This is a genomic window from Lactococcus fujiensis JCM 16395, from assembly GCF_002441655.1.
Lineage (GTDB): Bacteria > Bacillota > Bacilli > Lactobacillales > Streptococcaceae > Lactococcus > Lactococcus fujiensis.
Map to the genome: position 1 here is coordinate 344,425 of NZ_JXJU01000001.1, position 18,859 is coordinate 363,283.

Annotated in this window: 19 protein-coding genes; 17 read left to right on the forward strand and 2 right to left on the reverse strand. The window is 37.6% G+C overall.

Features of this window, described 5'->3' with window-relative positions; translation table 11 throughout:
- Positions 1–58 precede the first annotated feature (58 nt).
- The 16 genes from RT41_RS01590 (at position 59) to RT41_RS01665 (ending at position 15,764) form a co-directional block, all read left to right on the forward strand.
- The gene (locus RT41_RS01590) at positions 59–505 is read left to right on the forward strand and encodes an Rrf2 family transcriptional regulator (RefSeq protein ID WP_054638889.1); all 447 of its coding nucleotides are present in this window, start codon (positions 59–61) and stop codon (positions 503–505) included.
- Between the two features lie 10 nt (positions 506–515).
- Positions 516–1,361, forward strand: a complete 846-nt coding sequence (locus RT41_RS01595) for a VOC family protein (protein ID WP_054638888.1) — start codon at positions 516–518, stop codon at positions 1,359–1,361.
- A gap of 263 nt (positions 1,362–1,624) precedes the next feature.
- A complete protein-coding gene (gene pyrR / locus RT41_RS01600) occupies positions 1,625–2,146 on the forward strand; it encodes a bifunctional pyr operon transcriptional regulator/uracil phosphoribosyltransferase PyrR (protein ID WP_096816972.1) in 522 nt (173 codons plus the stop codon).
- Between the two features lie 112 nt (positions 2,147–2,258).
- On the forward strand, positions 2,259–3,548 hold the full coding sequence (locus RT41_RS01605; protein ID WP_054638887.1) for a uracil-xanthine permease family protein: 1,290 nt from the start codon (positions 2,259–2,261) through the stop codon (positions 3,546–3,548).
- Positions 3,549–3,622: 74 nt separating this feature from the next.
- Positions 3,623–4,564: an aspartate carbamoyltransferase catalytic subunit gene (locus tag RT41_RS01610; protein WP_054638886.1), complete on the forward strand. Its 942-nt coding sequence runs from the start codon at positions 3,623–3,625 to the stop codon at positions 4,562–4,564.
- 71 nt (positions 4,565–4,635) lie between these two features.
- Positions 4,636–5,724 (forward strand): carbamoyl phosphate synthase small subunit, encoded by a 1,089-nt coding sequence (locus RT41_RS01615; protein ID WP_054639078.1) that lies wholly within the window; start codon positions 4,636–4,638, stop codon positions 5,722–5,724.
- 130 nt (positions 5,725–5,854) lie between these two features.
- Positions 5,855–6,094, forward strand: coding sequence for a type B 50S ribosomal protein L31 (locus RT41_RS01620; RefSeq protein WP_096816974.1), 240 nt, complete (start codon positions 5,855–5,857; stop codon positions 6,092–6,094).
- 165 nt (positions 6,095–6,259) lie between these two features.
- Positions 6,260–6,868, forward strand: coding sequence for an alpha/beta hydrolase (locus RT41_RS01625; RefSeq protein ID WP_054639077.1), 609 nt, complete (start codon positions 6,260–6,262; stop codon positions 6,866–6,868).
- Positions 6,869–6,892: 24 nt separating this feature from the next.
- A complete protein-coding gene (locus RT41_RS01630; RefSeq protein WP_096816975.1) occupies positions 6,893–8,071 on the forward strand; it encodes a VOC family protein in 1,179 nt (392 codons plus the stop codon).
- A gap of 21 nt (positions 8,072–8,092) precedes the next feature.
- Entirely contained in the window at positions 8,093–8,683 is a 591-nt protein-coding gene (locus RT41_RS01635; protein ID WP_096816976.1) for a flavin reductase family protein, read from the forward strand.
- Between the two features lie 146 nt (positions 8,684–8,829).
- Entirely contained in the window at positions 8,830–9,363 is a 534-nt protein-coding gene (locus RT41_RS01640; RefSeq protein WP_054638885.1) for a YceD family protein, read from the forward strand.
- Positions 9,364–9,513: 150 nt separating this feature from the next.
- A complete protein-coding gene (locus RT41_RS01645; protein WP_096816977.1) occupies positions 9,514–10,209 on the forward strand; it encodes a response regulator transcription factor in 696 nt (231 codons plus the stop codon).
- A gap of 73 nt (positions 10,210–10,282) precedes the next feature.
- Positions 10,283–11,770: a sensor histidine kinase gene (locus RT41_RS01650; protein WP_096816978.1), complete on the forward strand. Its 1,488-nt coding sequence runs from the start codon at positions 10,283–10,285 to the stop codon at positions 11,768–11,770.
- Between the two features lie 170 nt (positions 11,771–11,940).
- The gene (gene murD, locus RT41_RS01655; protein ID WP_096816979.1) at positions 11,941–13,293 is read left to right on the forward strand and encodes a UDP-N-acetylmuramoyl-L-alanine--D-glutamate ligase; all 1,353 of its coding nucleotides are present in this window, start codon (positions 11,941–11,943) and stop codon (positions 13,291–13,293) included.
- Positions 13,294–13,314: 21 nt separating this feature from the next.
- Entirely contained in the window at positions 13,315–14,409 is a 1,095-nt protein-coding gene (murG, locus tag RT41_RS01660) for an undecaprenyldiphospho-muramoylpentapeptide beta-N-acetylglucosaminyltransferase (RefSeq protein WP_096816980.1), read from the forward strand.
- Entirely contained in the window at positions 14,406–15,764 is a 1,359-nt protein-coding gene (locus RT41_RS01665) for a cell division protein FtsQ/DivIB (protein WP_096816981.1), read from the forward strand. Before murG ends, RT41_RS01665 begins: the two co-directional genes overlap by 4 nt.
- A gap of 154 nt (positions 15,765–15,918) precedes the next feature.
- On the opposite strand, the gene RT41_RS10410 is transcribed toward RT41_RS01665, so the two are convergent.
- Entirely contained in the window at positions 15,919–16,494 is a 576-nt protein-coding gene (locus RT41_RS10410; protein ID WP_096816982.1) for a hypothetical protein, read from the reverse strand.
- Between the two features lie 241 nt (positions 16,495–16,735).
- Between RT41_RS10410 and RT41_RS01675 the strand changes: the two genes are divergently transcribed.
- Positions 16,736–17,614 carry an alpha/beta hydrolase gene (locus RT41_RS01675; RefSeq protein ID WP_245811557.1) on the forward strand — a complete coding sequence of 293 codons (879 nt, stop codon included), beginning with the start codon at positions 16,736–16,738 and terminating at the stop codon, positions 17,612–17,614.
- Positions 17,615–17,667: 53 nt separating this feature from the next.
- Here RT41_RS01675 and RT41_RS10555 read toward each other — a convergent pair whose 3' ends face one another.
- Positions 17,668–18,732: a CHAP domain-containing protein gene (locus RT41_RS10555; protein WP_219524931.1), complete on the reverse strand. Its 1,065-nt coding sequence runs from the start codon at positions 18,730–18,732 to the stop codon at positions 17,668–17,670.
- Positions 18,733–18,859: the final 127 nt, after the last annotated feature.

The following is an 18,859-nucleotide window of genomic DNA, read 5'->3' on the forward strand; positions in this document are numbered from 1 at the left end:
GCATAGATGATATTTTTAAAGTAACAGGTTGTTATTTTGTATCAAATGAAAGGAAAGCATGAAGAATTCATATAAGACGAGCGATGCCATTCATATTCTAATTTATATTGAACTTTATAAAGGCGAACGTGAAATGACTTCGACAGCGATTGCCAAAAGTGTCTCTTCTAATCCAGGCGTTATCAGACGGTTGATGGCTCAATTGAGTCAGGCAGGTCTTATTTCAACACAGGTTGGGAAAGCAGTACCGGCCTTGACTAGACAAGCAAGTGACATTTCAATGCTTGATGTTTACAAGGCAGTTGAAACGGAATGCCACCTTCTACAGGTTGATCAAAAAACGAATCAAGATTGTGAACTTGGTAGAAACATCAAAAATGTTCTTAGCGACAGCTATGATCAAATCCAAACTGCTGCTGACGCTGAAATGGCAAGGATTTCCTTGGCTGATTTAATTCTTTCAGTTGAAAGTGAAATTAACAAAGAAAAAACAATTAAGAAATAAAGGGGAAAAAATGTATCATTATCAATCACAAGTAAGATTGGGCCAAGTTGCTCTCAATGTCGTCAATTTAGAACTCGAATCACAATACTATCAAGAAGTCTTGGGTTTAAGTGTCTTGGAGGAAAATTCAAAATCAATAGGTTTAGGAATCAAAGAAACAAACGAGGTTTTAGTGCGACTCAATAAAGTTGAATCAGAACAACATGAAGCTTATGGCTTGTACCACTTAGCAATTTTATTGCCCTCACGTGCAGATTTAGGTGACTTTTTAAATCATGTCATCAAACATCAATATCCTCTCGTTGGCGCGGCAGACCATGGGTATAGTGAATCTATCTACTTACAAGATTTAGAAGGCAATGGGATTGAAGTTTATCGGGATAAAGCCGTAGAAGAATGGGACATTCAAGGTGAAAAGATTATTGGTGTGACTGAACAAATTGATGCTGCGGGAGTAATCGATTCAGCACATCTAATGCAGGAAAATTATGAAATTCCTGCTGGCACGCGGATGGGACACGTGCATTTAACTGTTCAGTCAGCAGCTCAAGATTCTATTTTTTATCAACAATTGTTTAACATGACTGAAAAGTTTGCTGTTCCTTCTGCAAGTTGGATTTCGTCTGGCCACTATCATCACCATTTTGCCTTTAATGATTGGTCAGGACCTTATTTAGAAAAAAATAATGCTGCTTGGCCCGGTCTATTAGAATTTGACGTTTTTGTTGATCAAGTCACTTATTTCAATGAAATTAAAGCATATGCTGAGGGGAAAAATGCCTTGATTCAAGCGACAGATCATCAATTGACCATTTTAGATCCAGTTGGTAACCGAATTATTGTTATCCTTGAATAAAAAAAGAACAGACCAATTTTGGTCTGTTTTTGGCAAGCAAAGGTAAGAAGTTACAAAATTTGAAAAAAGATTGATAAATTCTTGTCTTTTTAAATGAAGTTTGCTATAATGATAAAAACCTTTAAGGTTGTCCAGAGAGGCAGACAAGGTCGGAAAAATTTAAAATTTGAATAAAATTAATAGCTAAAGCTATTTTTCTGAAACCTTATACCTGCATTCTTTTGGATGGAGGTATTTTTTATTCTAAAATCAAAGGAGCTTACATGAAGCAAAAAGAAATAATTGATGAAATCACAATGAAGCGTGCCATCACACGTATCACCTATGAAATTATTGAACGCAATAAGGAAATGGACAAGTTGGTGCTTGTCGGTATTCGGACTCGCGGCGTTTATTTGGCTCAACGGATTCAAGAACGCTTGAAACAACTCGAAGGGTTGGATATTCCTCTTGGTGAATTGGATACGAAGCCCTTTCGTGATGACAAACAGGCAGAAAATGATACGTCAGAAATTGATGTTGATGTGACAGGAAAGGATATCATTTTAGTTGACGACGTCCTTTATACAGGTCGTACAATCCGTGCTGCCATTGATGGACTTGTTCACTTAGGCCGACCAGCAAGGGTTCAATTAGCTGTCCTTGTTGACCGCGGACACAGGGAACTTCCAATCCGTGCAGATTATGTCGGAAAAAACATTCCTACTGCTCATGATGAAGAAATTATTGTTCAAATGACTGAACACGATGGCCAAGACAGCATCCTCATTGCCAGCGACAATTAATCTTAAATGATGTTACAGGAAATGTGATGGTTACATTTTCCAGGTTCATGAAAAAGTTTATTGATAAAAGTTGTCATGACTGACAATGAAAGAAGATTTTAGAAAGTAAATTATGAAAGACGATATTATTCTTCACGTTGATGAGAAACCAAAAGCGTCACAATGGTTTGGATTATCCTTCCAACACTTATTTGCCATGTTTGGTTCGACCGTTTTAGTTCCAATTTTAGTCGGAATTAATCCGGCTATTGCATTACTTAGCTCAGGGCTTGGAACTTTAGCTCACATGTCGGTAACAAAATTCAAAGTGCCTGCTTATATGGGGTCGAGTTTCGCCTATATTGGTGCCATGCAACTTTTGATGAAGCATGGGGGAATGCCTGCGATTGCTCAAGGTGCAATGACGGGCGGTCTTGTTTACCTGATCGTGGCTTTGATTGTCAAGTTTGCTGGAAATGGATGGATTGATAAAATATTGCCTCCGATTGTAGTGGGTCCTATTGTCATGGTCATCGGGTTGAGTTTGGCACCAACTGCCATTAATGATGCCATGTATATCACGCCTGGTACTCAAACTGGATATAGTATGGCCTACATCATCATCGCTCTGATCACAGTATTATCTATTGTCATTTATAGTATTTATGGTCGTGGGTTCTTGTCAGTCGTTCCAATTTTATTGGGGATAGTCACTGGTTACGTTGCAGCTTTGGTCATTGGGAAAATGACCGGCATGGATATTATTTCATTCTCTGGTGTATCATCAGCAAATTGGTTGAGTTTGCCTCCAGTCGAGATCCCATTTGCTTCATATCAATGGGCATTCTATCCATCAGCAATCTTAACAATGGCTCCCATCGCTTTTGTCACAATGACAGAACACTTTGGGCATATCATGGTTTTGAATTCATTGACCAAGAAAGATTATTTCAAAGATCCAGGACTTGAAAAAACACTAACCGGAGACGGGGTTGCACAAATTATTGCTGGTTTTGTTGGGGCACCTCCTGTCACTTCTTACGGTGAAAATATTGGCGTCATGGCAATCACCAAAATCCATTCCATCTATGTAATTGCTGGTGCAGCTGGATTAGCGATCGTGGTATCCTTCATAGGCAAAATTACTGCGCTCTTACAATCCATTCCGGCACCTGTTATTGGTGGCGCATCCATTGCCTTATTCGGTGTTATAGCAGCATCAGGGTTGAAAATCTTGGTCGAAAATAAAATCAACTTTGACATCAAGCGAAATCTCTTGATTTCGTCAGTTGTTCTGGTTATCGGGATTGGTGGCATGGTCTTTGATATTTCACTGGGGGGACATAGTTTACAAATATCTCCCGTTGCGATTGCAACTTTATTCGGAATTATTTTAAACCTTGTTTTACCAAAAGAAGACTAAATAATAAAGCAACGTTCATCTAATAAAAACTCAAAATAACAAACGATTTTTAATAAATTGAAAGAAGTCATAAAATGAGTACAACAAACAAATTGACCTTGTCCAATCTGACAAGTATGGAAGATTTATCAATTGAAGAAGTCATGGCGCTGATTCAACGTGCTACAGATTTCAAAAATAGAAAAGTAAAAATACCTCAATTTCCTCAGACTTTTGTATCGAATTTGTTTTTTGAAAATAGTACACGAACCCATCAATCTTTTCATGTTGCCGAAAGAAAATTGGGATTGGAAGTGCTAGAATTTGAGGCGGCAGACAGCTCCATTAAAAAAGGTGAAACGTTGTATGACACAATTCTAACGCTCAATGCTTTGGGGACAAGTATTGTCGTCATTCGAGCAAAAGAAGAAAAGTACTATGAACCTCTTATCCAATCAAAAAGTTTAACGTGCGCCGTAGTTAACGGTGGCGATGGTTCTGGACAGCATCCCAGTCAATGCTTATTGGACTTAATGACCATCTATGAAGAGTTTGGACATTTTAAAGGCCTAAAAATTGCGATTTCAGGAGATTTAAGTCATTCTCGCGTGGCAAAATCTAATATGATGATATTAAAAAAATTAGGTGCTGTGCTCTATTTCACTGGTCCTGAAGAATGGTACACGCCTGAATTCGATGCGTTTGGAAAATATGTCAAGATAGATGAAATACTGCCAGAATTAGATGTTGAAATGCTTCTCCGAGTTCAGTTTGAGCGACACGAGGAAAACGAAGGATTTTCGAAAGTCGATTACCATCAAACCTATGGTCTTACCATCAAACGAGCTCAGAAAATGAAGAAAACAGCGATTATCATGCACCCAGCTCCAGTCAATCGTGATGTAGAAATAGCTGATGAGCTGGTTGAATCACGACAAAGTCGTATCGTTCAGCAAATGACAAATGGTGTATACATTCGAATGGCGATTCTTGAAGCAATTCTAAATAAACAAAATCAAAAAGCAATGACGATTTAAAAAATCAGTGCTGACAATTCGCAGCAAAGTGTATGTTTGTTGTGCAAAAAGAAAATCGAGGTAAGATAATTATGAGCAAGAGACTCCTAATCTTAGAAGACGGAACGGTATTCGAAGGCGAGGCAATTGGCGCCAATATAGAAGTGAACGGTGAACTCGTTTTTAATACAGGGATGACGGGCTATCAAGAATCAATCACTGATCAATCCTACAATGGTCAGATTTTGATGTTTACCTTTCCCCTGGTCGGAAATTACGGAATTAATCGAGATGACTACGAGACCATAATACCAACATGCAAGGGTGTCGTAGTTCACGAAGCAGCACGTCGACCATCGAATTGGCGTAGCAACATGTCCCTCAATGAATTTCTTGAAGCAAGGCGGATTCCGGGCATTAGTGGAATCGACACAAGAGCGCTGACAAAAATTGTGCGTGAGCATGGAACAATGAAAGCATCACTTGTTAGTCCCGGCGATGAATTTGAACATCAAATGAGTCAATTAAAAGCAACCGTTTTGCCCACGAATCAAGTTCAAACCAGCAGTACCTTGACCCCATATCCCTCACCGAATATCGGAAGAAAAATTGTTGTTGTCGATTTTGGCTTGAAACATTCCATTTTAAGAGAATTGTCAAAACGTCATTGCGACGTCACAGTTGTTCCATTTAATACAAGTGCAGAAGAAATATTAAGCATGCATCCAGATGGCGTCATGTTAACAAATGGCCCTGGCGACCCAACTGATGTACCAGAGGCACTAAAGATGATTCAATCCATCCTTGGTCAAGTTCCTATTTTCGGAATTTGTTTGGGACACCAATTACTAAGTCTGGCTTGCGGTGCTACAACTTACAAAATGAAGTTTGGTCACCGAGGATTTAATCACGCCGTACGAGAAATAGCTACAGGACGAATTGATTTCACATCTCAAAACCATGGCTACGCTGTCGCCCGTGAAAATTTACCAAAGGATTTGCTCATCACACATGAAGAAATCAACGACCATTCGATAGAAGGCATCCGACATCGAAATTATCCAGCGTTCTCCGTGCAGTTTCACCCAGATGCAGCGCCTGGTCCACATGATGCCTCTTACCTGTTTGATGATTTCATGGATTTGATTGACCAATGCCATACGGTAGAAGTAAATCAATAATCTGTCAAGAAAAAAACTTGACAAAGCGATTTTTATACTTGAAATTAATGATTGATTTTGCTAAAATAGATTAGTATTCGTACAACTTTGGTCTGGCAAACAGTCCAAGGCAGAAAGGAAATTTCTAAAAATGAAAAAAGGTATCCATCCTAAGTATCAAGAAGTTGTCTTCATGGACACAACAACTGGTTTTAAATTCTTGAGTGGTTCAACTAAATTCTCTAAAGAAACAATTGAATTCGAAGGAAACACATATCCATTGATCCGTGTTGAAACTTCAGCTGACTCACACCCATTCTACACTGGTAAAGCAAAATTCCAAGCTGCAGATGGACGTATCGCACGTTTCAACAAAAAATATGGAAAATAATAAACAGCGAAAGCTGTTTTTATTTTATCGAGAAGAGCTATTGCTCTTTTTTTTTATTATTCTGAGCAATTAGCTTGCGTTTACAAACGTAAATGATATAATCAATATATAGTTTACAAATGTAAACGATAAGCGATTTAATTTATTTTTTGAAAAAGGAGTATGATGACACATTATATTTTTAAAGAAGGAAAAGCAAATTTAGCACCCGTTTTACTGTTACATGGGACAGGTGGGGACGAGCATCAATTGGTGACATTGGCAGAATTAATCGCACCAGGTCATCCGATTTTATCCATTCGCGGACGCATTTCTGAGGGGGGCATGAATCGTTATTTCCGCCTCAAAGCCCCGGGGTTTAGACAAGAAAATTTTGATTTGGTTTCTTTAGCCATCGAAAGTGATTGGTTAGCCGAAGAAATAAAGCGTTTGAGTGAAAAACATCAACTTGATTCGCATCATTTTATTGCTATTGGTTATTCAAATGGGGCCAATATGACATTGAATATGGCGCTGAATGGAAAATTCAGTTTTTCCAAGATGATTGCCTTTCATCCGATGCAAATTGCCAAAATTGAACAGGCTGATGTTGTGAAAACTGACTTTTTCCTAACCAATGACCCAGCAGATCCAATTGTGCCAAGGGTATGGTTCGATGCTTTGGTAGCTGATATCAAACAGGCAGGTTGTCAACCTGAGATTTTTAAGAGTTCATATGGACATCAACTCACTGAAGATGAAGTAAACGCAGCTAAAAACTGGCTGAATCAATAAATCAAAAGAAAACAAGGATTAAGCATGACAAATCAAACAGAAACGCATATCAATTCAACTATTGAACAAGAAAATATTTTGGGTGGCGTACATCACGTCACAGCAATTACATCAAGCGCTCAACATATCTATGATTTTTTTACTAATATCTTAGGTCTACGGCTAGCAAAATTGACCGTCAACCAAGACGACTATGAAACTTATCATCTCTTTTTCACCGAAGAAAATGCCAGAGGTGCAGATATGACATTCTTTGATTTCAAAAATGCACCTAAAGGGGAACACGGCTTGAATTCAATCGACCGTGCCTCATTCCGCGTTCCGACAGACGCTTCACTAGACTATTGGGAAAAACGTTTTGAACAAGCGCATGTTAAACATGGCTCAATTTCTACTTTGTTTGGTCAAAAAACACTTGCTTTTGAAGACTTCGATGGCCAACAATACCAATTAATTTCGGATGCACACGATAGTGGTGAAGCATCGAATGGGCGTTCATGGCAGCTTTCTAATGTTCCGGCAGAACATGGAATCACAGGGTTGGGTCCAGTGTTTGTAAAAGTTGCTAACCCTGAGAATTTAGAATTAATTATGGAAACAGTCTTCGGTTTTGTGAACGGGGGACAAGAAGGTAAATACCATTTATTTGAAGTGGCTAAAGGGGGCAATGGAGCCTCAGTTATTCTTGAAGATGCCAGCGATAATGATGTTTATGCTTACCAAGGCTATGGAACCATTCACCACATGGCGCTCGGAACTGCCAACCCAGAAACATTGAACTATTGGATTAATCGAATTAAAGCTTATCGTTTGCCCCATTCAGGATTGGTTGACCGTTTCTATTTTTCAAGTGAATATGTTCGAGTTGCACCAGGGGTATTGTTTGAAATTGCCACTTATACACCTGGAATAGGAGCTTTAGAAATGGCAAAATCAGGCTTGGGAGCGGTCGATTCATACGAAGAGGCACTAATTACCTCAGGTTTTTGGATCGATGAATCTAAAGATGTTGCTGGTACAAAATTGAGTTTACCACCTCACCTTTTCCCAGGAGATGAAGCAATAAAAGCTAAAACCGCTGCTAATTTACGTCCATTAGATACTTCTGATGCCCTTCGTGATCGTTCAAATGACGAACTTTGGACGGTAGAAGATGTATTAAATAGACAAACAAGTAAAAATCATGATATAACTAAAGGATAAAGATTAATGTTGGAGGTCACGATGAAAAGTTTTAATGTGGAGGAATTGGATGAACGACAAATCTATAAATTAATGTCGGGATCAATCATTCCTCGCCCAATCGCTTGGGTTACGACGCAAAATAGGTCAGGCCTCGTCAACGTTGCCCCTTTTAGTTTTTTTAATGTCGTTTCAAGTCAGCCACCTCTCGTCTCAATCGCTTTCACAGCAAAAAAAGACACATTCAATAATATTATGGCGACCAAAGAAGCAGTTATCCATCTGATTTCGAGCCAAAATGTAAAAGAGATGAATTTGACAGCCTCCAAACTAAATTCAAACGAGAGTGAAGCAGACAAATATGATTTAGAATTAATTCCTTCTCAACGTGTAACTGTCCCTAGTTTAAAAAATAGTTTGGTCCGTTTTGAGACGGTTCTTTATAAGCACATTCCACTAGAAAATGACGCACAATTTGTCATTTTAAAGCTTAAGAATTTTATTTTTGATGAAGAAGTTTTGGAAGAATCAAGCTTACATATTTTAGCAGAGAAGCTTGATCCAGTTGCTCGTTTAGCTGGAAATAACTTTGCGACACTCGGAGAACAATGGACGCTCATTCGACCTGAATAAAAAGAGATAGAAAAAGCCAGATCATTGGCTTTTTTTAATTTAATTATAATGTTTAATGATAAATTATAATAATATCTTAATTAATAGTAAATATGCTTTGAAAAAAATTAAAAATAGGTTAAAATAAAACTAAGGAGAAGTAACACATGAAGTGGTCAACAAATGAAATAACCAAGAAAAAGAGCATTGATTTCGATGAAACATTAGAGTTAAGTGAGAGTCTAAGTCAACGTTCCTCAGAAATACTTAATGCAACACCAATACACGTCTTTGGACAAATTAGCTATGACAATGGCTTATATCTCCTTGATTATCAATTGGATACCGTTCTTACCTTGCCCTCTTCACGTTCACTAAAACCGGTTGAATATCCAATGACAAGCTTCGTCAATGAAAGTTTTGCTAGTCCAGAATTTTTGAATTCATCAACAGATTTACTTGATTCTGATTTAATTATTCCGTTGGATAAAGACCTAATTTCACTCGATGAATCTGTTGAAGATAATATTTTACTAGAGATTCCATTACAGGTTCTTTCAGATGAAGAAAAAGAGATTTCTGAACTACCAGCTGGTCAGCATTGGACTGTCTTGAGCGAAGATGATTATCAGGCCAAACAGGTTGAGAAAAAGGAAGAAAAGAAGTCGCCATTCGCGGATTTAGACGGACTTTTTGACTAAATTAATTTGAATGTATGCTAAATATGACTTTATGATAAAAAAATTAGAATAAAATGAGTGAAATTCTCGCTTATTTTTTATAATTGAATTATAATGTCGTTAGAGCGAATCAGCTTCACTTATTTTTTTACTAAGATAAAGGAGAATAACATGGCATCTAAGAAAATTTTAATCATCGAAGATGAACGAAATCTTGCTCGCTTTGTTTCACTTGAGCTTGAACATGAAGGTTATGCAACCGAAATAAAAGAAAATGGACGTGTGGGTCTTGATGAGGCCTTGAGCAAAGAATTTGATCTGATCTTACTCGACTTGATGTTACCTGAGCTTGACGGTTTTGAAGTTGCACGTCGACTTCGCAAGGAAAAGGACACGCCAATTATTATGATGACTGCGCGCGATTCTACTATGGATCGTGTTGCTGGACTTGATATTGGGGCGGATGATTATATTACAAAACCTTTTGCAATTGAGGAATTGTTGGCTAGAGTTCGTGCATTCTTTCGTCGTGAAGAACATTCGCATCTAGCTGAAGAAGCTGCTAATACGTCATTTCGTGACTTGGTAATTGATAAAACAAATCGAACCGTTCATCGGGGTAAGAAAGTCATTGATCTCACACGCCGTGAATACGACCTTTTGTTAACATTGATGAAGCATACAGGTGATGTTGTAACACGCGAACATTTGGTCTCAGAAGTCTGGGGCTACGAAGAAGGAACTGAAACGAATGTCGTAGATGTTTATATTAGGTACCTGCGCAATAAAATTGACGTGGACGGAAAAGAAAGCTATATCCAAACTGTTCGAGGCCTCGGATATGTCATGCGTGACCGTTCAAAATAATGAAAAATAAATAAAAATTCTGTCAGCACTGACAGAATTTTTCTGAATAATATTAAGGTAATCTAAAGATAGAATGAATAGTTTATTTAAAAAAGAAATAAAAAAAGTTAGAGAAAATCAGTCCAGACGTCCAATTGTTTTACGTTGGGCTTTTGTCAATACAATTTTCTGTTTCGTCGTCTTTACGATTTTTTCAGTACTGATTTACCAGATTACCGTGACAACCTATGTAAATGAGGAAAAAAGTGGCATCATGACTGCGATGGACAATGTAGATGATACACTTAATAAATCTGACGTCCCATTAACGCTTCAAAATTTACATAATTTTATTCAATTCAACAAAGTTACGCCGAGTCATACAGAGGACGAAACACTTAAGACACTCAATTCGATGGTTGGACACCGTCGGTCGTTCTATATCTATGATGTAGACAAACGTCTGCTATATACGACAGCAAAAACGGCCATGGATTTTCAAAATAAACCCAACAATAAGATCGTTGAAATCAACGGCAAAACGCCAGGCTATATTGTTGAACGGAAAATTATTTCGCAAGAAACAGGTGAGCCAATAGGTTATATTCAAGCATTCTATGATATTAGTTTCTACTATAATATAAATCGTCGCTTGATGCTTACTTTGACTATTTTAGAAATTGTCGTCCTGATCTTATCACAAATTATCGGCTTCTATATGGTGGCACGCTTTATGACTCCACTCGAGAAATTACACAAAGCCATGAAAAAAGTGGCAACATCCCCTGAAATAGCCTACCAGCCAGTGATTATAAAAACAAATGATGAGATTGAAGATTTGGCTGATGTCTACAATCAAACAATGGAAAAAGCGCATCGCTATTTAGAACAGCAGAAAAGGTTAGTGTCAGATGTTTCTCATGAATTGAGAACACCCTTAGCCGTGTTAGATGGTCATATTAACATGTTGAATCGCTGGGGGAAAAATGATCCTGAAATTCTTGAAGAATCCTTGCTAGCCAGCCGCGAAGAAATTATTCGGATGAAATCTATGCTGGAAGAAATGTTAGCATTATCACGCTTTGAAAATGATGAAATGGACTTAGAACATCTATCAACCGATCTGCCTCGAATTGCTGATCTTACATTGAAAAATTTTAAATTGGTTCACGAAAATTTTGATCTAAAAATGATTAATCTTATTCAAGGAGAAGGATTAGCTAAAATTCATGAAAATCATTATGAACAAGGCTTACTCATTTTGTTAGACAATGCCGCAAAATATTCGCCGGGTGAAACAAAAGAAATTACCATGACTTTATCTGAGGACGAAAATTACATCATCACTTCGATTGCAGACAAGGGAATGGGCATTGGTGAAGATGATATTGGTCATGTTTTCGAGCGCTTCTTCCGTGCAGACAAAGCTAGAAGTCGTCAAATTGGCGGTACAGGATTAGGACTTTCAATTATCAGTCAATTGGTTGACAATTATAATGGTGAAATATCTGTCCATTCTAAGTTAGGTATCGGTTCCGACTTTATCTTAAAAATACCAAAAGTAAAACCGAATGAGGAATAAAAGCCAAATTGTATTGGCTTTTTTTGTCACACTGAAATAGTTAGGACTGTTGAAAAAAAAGCTAAATCGCGGTAAAATAGAGAAGTTAAAGTCGGACATCATGACTGTTTGGCCTAAAAATGATAGTTTTGATCGCAGGATCACTTCTTAGGGGAAGTTAGAAATTAAAAATGAAAAAAATAACAACTTTTGAAAATAAAAAAGTACTTGTTCTTGGATTAGCAAAATCAGGGATGGCTGCAGCTCGACTCTTGTATCAACTCGGTGCCATTGTTACAGTCAATGATTTCAAACCATTTGACGAAAATCCGGATGCCCAAGAACTACTCGAAGAAGGGATAAAAGTAATCACAGGGGGGCATCCGATTGAACTCCTGGATGAGGGCTTTGAACTAATGGTCAAAAATCCAGGGATACGTTACGACAATCCTATGGTCGTCCGTGCTCAAGAATTAAATTTGCCTGTCCTCACTGAAATAGAACTGGCGTACCTTGTTTCAGAGGCCCCTATTATTGCCATCACTGGTACAAATGGCAAAACGACAACCACAACTTTGATTGCTGACATCTTAAATGCAGATGGTCAGACAGCAAAGCTTGCAGGAAACATTGGCTACCCTGCATCAACTGTTGCTTCGGAAACTGTAAGTACTGATACGATTGTAATGGAAACATCAAGTTTTCAATTGATGGGGGTTGACCAATTTCGTCCAAAAATTGCCGTCATTACCAATATCTATTCAACGCATTTAGATTATCACGGAACACAAGAAAATTATGAAGCAGCAAAATGGAACATTCAAAATAATTTGACCAATGAAGATTACCTTATTTTGAATTTTAATCAAGATAAAATGAAAAAGTATGCCACAATGACTCAAGCTACCGTTGTTCCATTCTCTACGTCAGAAGTGACAGATGGTGCATATGCACAAGATGGTAAAATGTATTTCAAAGGGGAGTACATTATGGAAACGGCCGATTTATCATTACCAGGGGATCACAACATTGAGAATGCATTGGCAGCAATTTCTGTAGCAAAACTTTCCGGAGCTAAAAATTCAGCAATTGTGACTGTTTTGACAACTTTTGAAGGTGTTCGTCATCGCCTCCAATTTTTGGGAACAGCTCATGGGCGTCGAGCCTACAATGACACAGAAGCTACAAATATTTTAGCTGCAAAAAAAGCATTAACTGGTTTTGATAATAGTAAACTTTGGCTTTTTGCTGGTGGTCTTGATCGTGGTAATGAAATTGATGAACTTGAAGAATCTTTAGTGGGTCTCAAAGGCATGGTGATTATGGGGGAAACAACTCCTAAATTCCGTAAAATTGCAGAAAAATTAAATATTCCCTATATTGAAACAGAAAATGTTGTAACAGGATTAAATGAAATTTTCCCAAAAACTGAAGAAGGGGATACCATCCTTTTGAGTCCTGCTTGTGCAAGTTGGGATCAATATAAAAACGCTGAACAACGCGGTGATCTGTTCATCGATGCTTTTGAAGCACTCAAAAAATAAGGACTTACGGAGGAACGAATCATGCGTATTATTTTAACAGGAGGTGGAACTGGAGGACATATTTATCCAGCCTTGGCCTTTATCAAATATCTTAAAGCAGTTGAACCAGATTCAGAAATTCTATATGTTGGTACAAAACGGGGATTAGAAAACAAAATTGTTCCCGCTGCTGGGATTGAATTTAAAACGGTTGATGTCCAAGGGTTTAAACGTTCATTATCCCTAGATAATTTCCGTACAATTGCTAAATTTTTAAGTTCAACTAACGAAGCTAAAAAGATAATTAAAGCATTTAAACCTGACGTTGTTGTTGGAACTGGAGGTTATGTAGCGGGGCCAGTTTTATATGCTGCTGAACGATTACATATTCCAACTTTAATTCATGAACAAAACTCAATTCCTGGGATTACTAATAAATTTTTGAGTAAAAAAGTGACGAAGATTGCCGTTGCTTTTGAAGCAGCAAAATCCTACTTCCCAGCTGAGAAAACCTTTTTCACAGGAAATCCGCGTGCTCAAGAAGTAGCGAATTTACAAGCTTCAGATATTTTAGAAAAAGACTATGGTTTACAAAAAGATAAGAAAACAGTGGTTATCTTTGGGGGATCACGCGGTGCAATGACCATCAATGAGGCGTTTAAATCAGCCCTCCCATTGTTTGAAGAAGTGGACTATCAAGTTGTCTACGCCTCAGGCCAAATCTATTATGATGAAGATCATTCAATTTTTGAAAAATATAAGGACAGCAAGAACATTGCAATCCGCCCTTATATTTCCAATATGCTGGAACTTTTTGCCTCAACTGATTTGGTTCTCTGCCGTGCAGGAGCAACAACTATTGCTGAAGTAACTGCCTTGGGCTTACCAACAATTTTCGTACCAAGTCCTAATGTTACCGCCGACCATCAAACTAAAAATGCGCAAGCGCTTGTTGACAAGGATGCAGCAAAAATGATACGAGATGCAGATTTAACTGGTGAAGTGATGGTAAAGACCATCTCAGATATTTTTGCCAATGAAGAAAATTACCAAAAAATGTCAGAAAATAGTCGTAAGGCTGGAGTTCCCGACGCAAGCACGCGCTTATATCAACTTGTGAAAGAAATAACTAAATGAGTGAAGATAAAAATCATACACCCTTTAATAACAAAGATTTGGATTATGAACCTCAAAAGACAGTCGAACACCCGAATCGGGGAACATCAAGTCGTTTTAGTGTAACCAAATTTTTTAATGAGAATCTTGAAGATGATGCTGTCAAAAAGGAAGATACAGCAGAAGTTACAAGATCGGAGCAAAACTCTGAAAATGATATGAGTCCAGAGTTTGAAGATTTTTTTGAACAGATTGCCACCGACCACGTCTCAGAAAAAGTTGACCAAGATCAATTTCCAGAAGACACCGATGAAGAGAGAGCATTAGAATCAGATCCAGAGAACACCGATGATCATTTCATTGACGAAACTTATTATGATGAAACTTCTGATTTAAATCAAAATCAAGATATTGAACAAACGGTAGAAGAGAACATCGAAAATGATGAAGCAGCTAGTGCTGCATTTGATCGTTTTAAATCTCAAAATGAAGCCTTGAGTTATGAATATAAAGAAGAGAAGAAAAAGGTAAAAAGAGAATCGATTTATTTACCAATTTTAAAAAAAATGTGGTTTCCTTTGGGGCTGTCACTTATTGTCTTCTTGATTTCAGCTTATTTTATCCTTCCTGTCAGCAAAATTGGTAAGTTTACCGTTTCTGGAAATGTTAGTGAAACATCAGCTCAAATTGCCACTGCCTCAGGATTGAAAACAGGGGATACGATTTATTCAATTTATAAACAACAAGCAACGATAAATAAAAAAATTGAGTCCCAATTTTCAAGAGTGGCCAATGCAAAATTGATATTCCATTTTCCTAATCGCATTGAGGTGATGGTAACAGAGCATAAAAATTCTGTGGCCTTACAACAAGGGAAGGTTACCTATTTAGTTTTAGACAATGGCTATGTGGTCAAATCCGCTGCGGCGACTGCTGATCAAATAAAGAATTTACCACTCCTGGTTGATTTTACAGATGAGGAAGCGAAAACCTTTGTTAAAGCTTTTGAAACTTTGACACCTAGCATGCAAAACTTGATAAAAAAAGTAACTAAAACGCCGACGAGTGCAACAAAAGATTTCATTGCACTTCAACTCAGTGATGGTAATCAAGTCCGTGTGGCCCTTAGTCAAATGGCTGTTAAACTCCCATATTATCCAAGTATTGCTAAACAAATTAAAGCCCCACAAGTTGTGGATATGGAAGCTGGTATTTATGCTAAATCATTAAGTGACTACCAAGCTGATCTCAGTAAACAAGCCAGTGCTAAATCAGCATCCATATCTAAAGCTGAGGCCGCAACAAACTCAAGTGCGTCATCTAATTCCACAAGCTCAAGTTCCACAAGCTCAACTGTTACAAGTTCGAGCAATTAAAAAAGCCGTTTGGCTTTTTTTGCTTCAAAAAATAGAATAAATCACGAATTTACCTCCTAGTTTTAATTTCTCCGCATGGGGCGGATTTATAAATTAACTTTGTATTTATTTCCGCAGCTTTGGCAGACCATTACAAACTTGCCTTTTTTCCCCATCAGCCCCGCAGTAGCTCCAACCCAACCAAACAGAGCTGCGCCTGTGAGTGCTTTTCCAGTTGAAAATTGTTTATTGTTTCTCCAAGCACCATGACTTTTTCACTATGACATTTTGGACAAATTGCGCCAGATTTTTCTAAAGTTCTAGTTGCTTTGTGTAGGTCTTTTTCTACTTTTGCCTCTGCCTTTGCTTCTAATCTTTCTTGCTCTTTTTGTTCTTGTTCTTCAGTGATTTGTGCTTTAACAGATTCAATATTAGCGAGATCATCTGCAGTCAAATACTCATTTTTTAGGCTTTCAATTTTTTGTAACAATTCGTTGACTTTTTCCTGCTCATTTTTTTTGAAGTAAAAAACATAATTACCGCTGTTTTTCCCTTTAAATGAAAACTTGATGAATCCAGGTATTATGCTAACAGGATCAGATGTTTCAACGTCAATAATTTCTTTGACGTTGATTGTTTCCTCTTTTTCCATTCCAAAGTTGCCAATACCACCACCTCTACTGAGGATAAGATTAGCACCATCAAAAGTGATTATTGCTTTTGGTTTTTTAAATTCAAAGCTATTTTCCATGATAAAACCTCCTAGTTTTAATTTTTCCGCATGGGGCGGGTTTATTCGTCATTTTTGGGGAGTCCGTTCTCTTTTCGCTCCTCGATCCATTCCTCAACCATTGGAATGTCTTCGTCTTTTACCACTGAGAAACGCAATGTAATATGAGTTTTTGCGTTCTATAAGCTGAAATTTTCTTAATAATAGTTTATAATGCAGACAGCATAGTGAGTGCCTTCATAACTCTAGATTGGAAAAGTCAATGGTGAAAGAAAAAATTTTTCGAAGTAAAAAGCGTGGCTTCCTTCTGATTCTCCTTATTGCTTTATTAACTAGCCTCCTTGGTTTCCTCTTAGGAATGCAAATGGGTCGAAAAGGAAATCCAAATCTTTCGGGTGGTCAAATGCCCCCCATCTACCCCTCGATTTATATTACAGGTTCATCTGGAAAAATTTCCAGCATTGATCCAATTGTTAGGGGGGTCATTGATGATAAAGATACAAAAGCTAAGCGTGGCCTTGAGATTGTCGTCGATGCTGATAATAAGTTGACCATCAGTGGTAAAATTTCACCCATGAATCATTATCCAACCATTGAGGTTGGTATGGAAAATGGAACGAACAACAGTCTTAAATACGAGGCAGCGTTGAAATCTGTCATGACTTATCTGAGTGAACACTATCGAATTCCATTTGTAAATGTCATGGGTTATTCTGCAGGCGGTTCTGGCGTTTATCGTTATCTCTTGCAGTATGGAAATGATAGCAGTTTACCATCCGTTGAGAAATTTGTTTCACTTGACGGGCAGTATAATGCTTCCACTGCTCAGCCTAATCAAAGCCTTGAGGAAGTGCTCAAATCAGGACCTTTAATTAAAACAAAATATTATCAATACTGGGAGCAAAACTACACAAAATTGGATTCAAATATTCAAGTGACATTTTTAGAAGGGGCCTATGATATAAAGAATGAAACAGACGGTGTCGTTCCGTGGGCAGATACTTTTTCGATTTATCATTTTTTAGTGGCTAATGGGAATCCTGTTTCTTACTTTCTTTTTAAAGGACAATATACAAATCATGCGGATGTACCCCAAAACAAACAAGCCATCAACTATATAAAAACAGCATTTTATAAATAAAAATATCTCGTGATCTTGCATGGTCATGAGGTATTTTTTTATTAATAATTTAATTAATGGCCAATGACATAGTGCAATTGACTCGCTTCAGCGGCTGTAAATACTTGATAAACGAAGAGACTACTGTATCCCAAACCAGATTCAGAGACTAATATTGATCCATCAGGGTGTATGGCTTCAACGAAAGCGACATGGCCATATTGAGCACTAAAGCCAAATTGACCAGCTTTAAAACTGACTACCGAATGTAAGACTGGATTAGTGGTCACTGTATAACCCACTGCATTTTGCCAATCTTGCCCATTGCCCATATAAGGACTATAACTAATGCCAAAATCTCTAGCACGGTTCCATGCAAACCAAGTACATTGACGGTAGTTGTAAGTGGCATTTGAATAGTGACTTGTATCAATTGGTTTGTCTATAGTCCATCCGTTTGGAACATCAGGAATTGGGAAATTGGTTGCTTGACTTGAACCTACAATCCCCTTTGAGTCCGACTCGCCCAACGCGTACCAGGCAACACCGAATTCATAATTAAAATTATCAGCTTTTTTATATTGAAAATTCGTTTCATCATAAGTCGCTTCAAAAGGACTAGCGGTATAAAAATGGGAACCAATCCCTGCCAATGGATTGTATAAACTCAACACGGGAATATTTGAAGTCGTCGGCATTGCCGAATAAAAGGCGATGACCTTCGTTTTATCATTATAATAATCAGCAGAGACTGAGCTGTCATTACGCCATCCCGATTTAGTTCCGTTTTTTATGAGTTCTGCAACTTTTGCTGCATCTGTTGTATAAAAATGCTCCCCTGATATGCGATTATAAAGTCGATAGACTGGAATTTTACTCAATGTAGGGGCATTAAATGCAATCCCTTCTTTAATCCAATGACTTTTGGAATTTGCTAAAGTATTATATTCTGTACTGTTAATTGTGTAAAGATGTTCCTTTGTTGTTTTATTATAGAGTCGATAAACTGGTGTATTCGCTATTGTATCTGCTTGGGTTTGGATTTGAGTGGTTGCTACGAGCAAACCAAGGCCAGCAAAAAAGCTAGATGCCAAAATAATCTTTGAAAAATGTCGATGCCAATTATGATTTAAATTCAAATTTTCTCCTTTTTTCATAAAGTATTAATAAGAATACAAGTATGATATTTTTAGTTTAAACTATTTCAGCAGATTATTCAAGCAAAATACAAAGGAGATGATATTTTTTCATCTTTCGAGTCAGAAA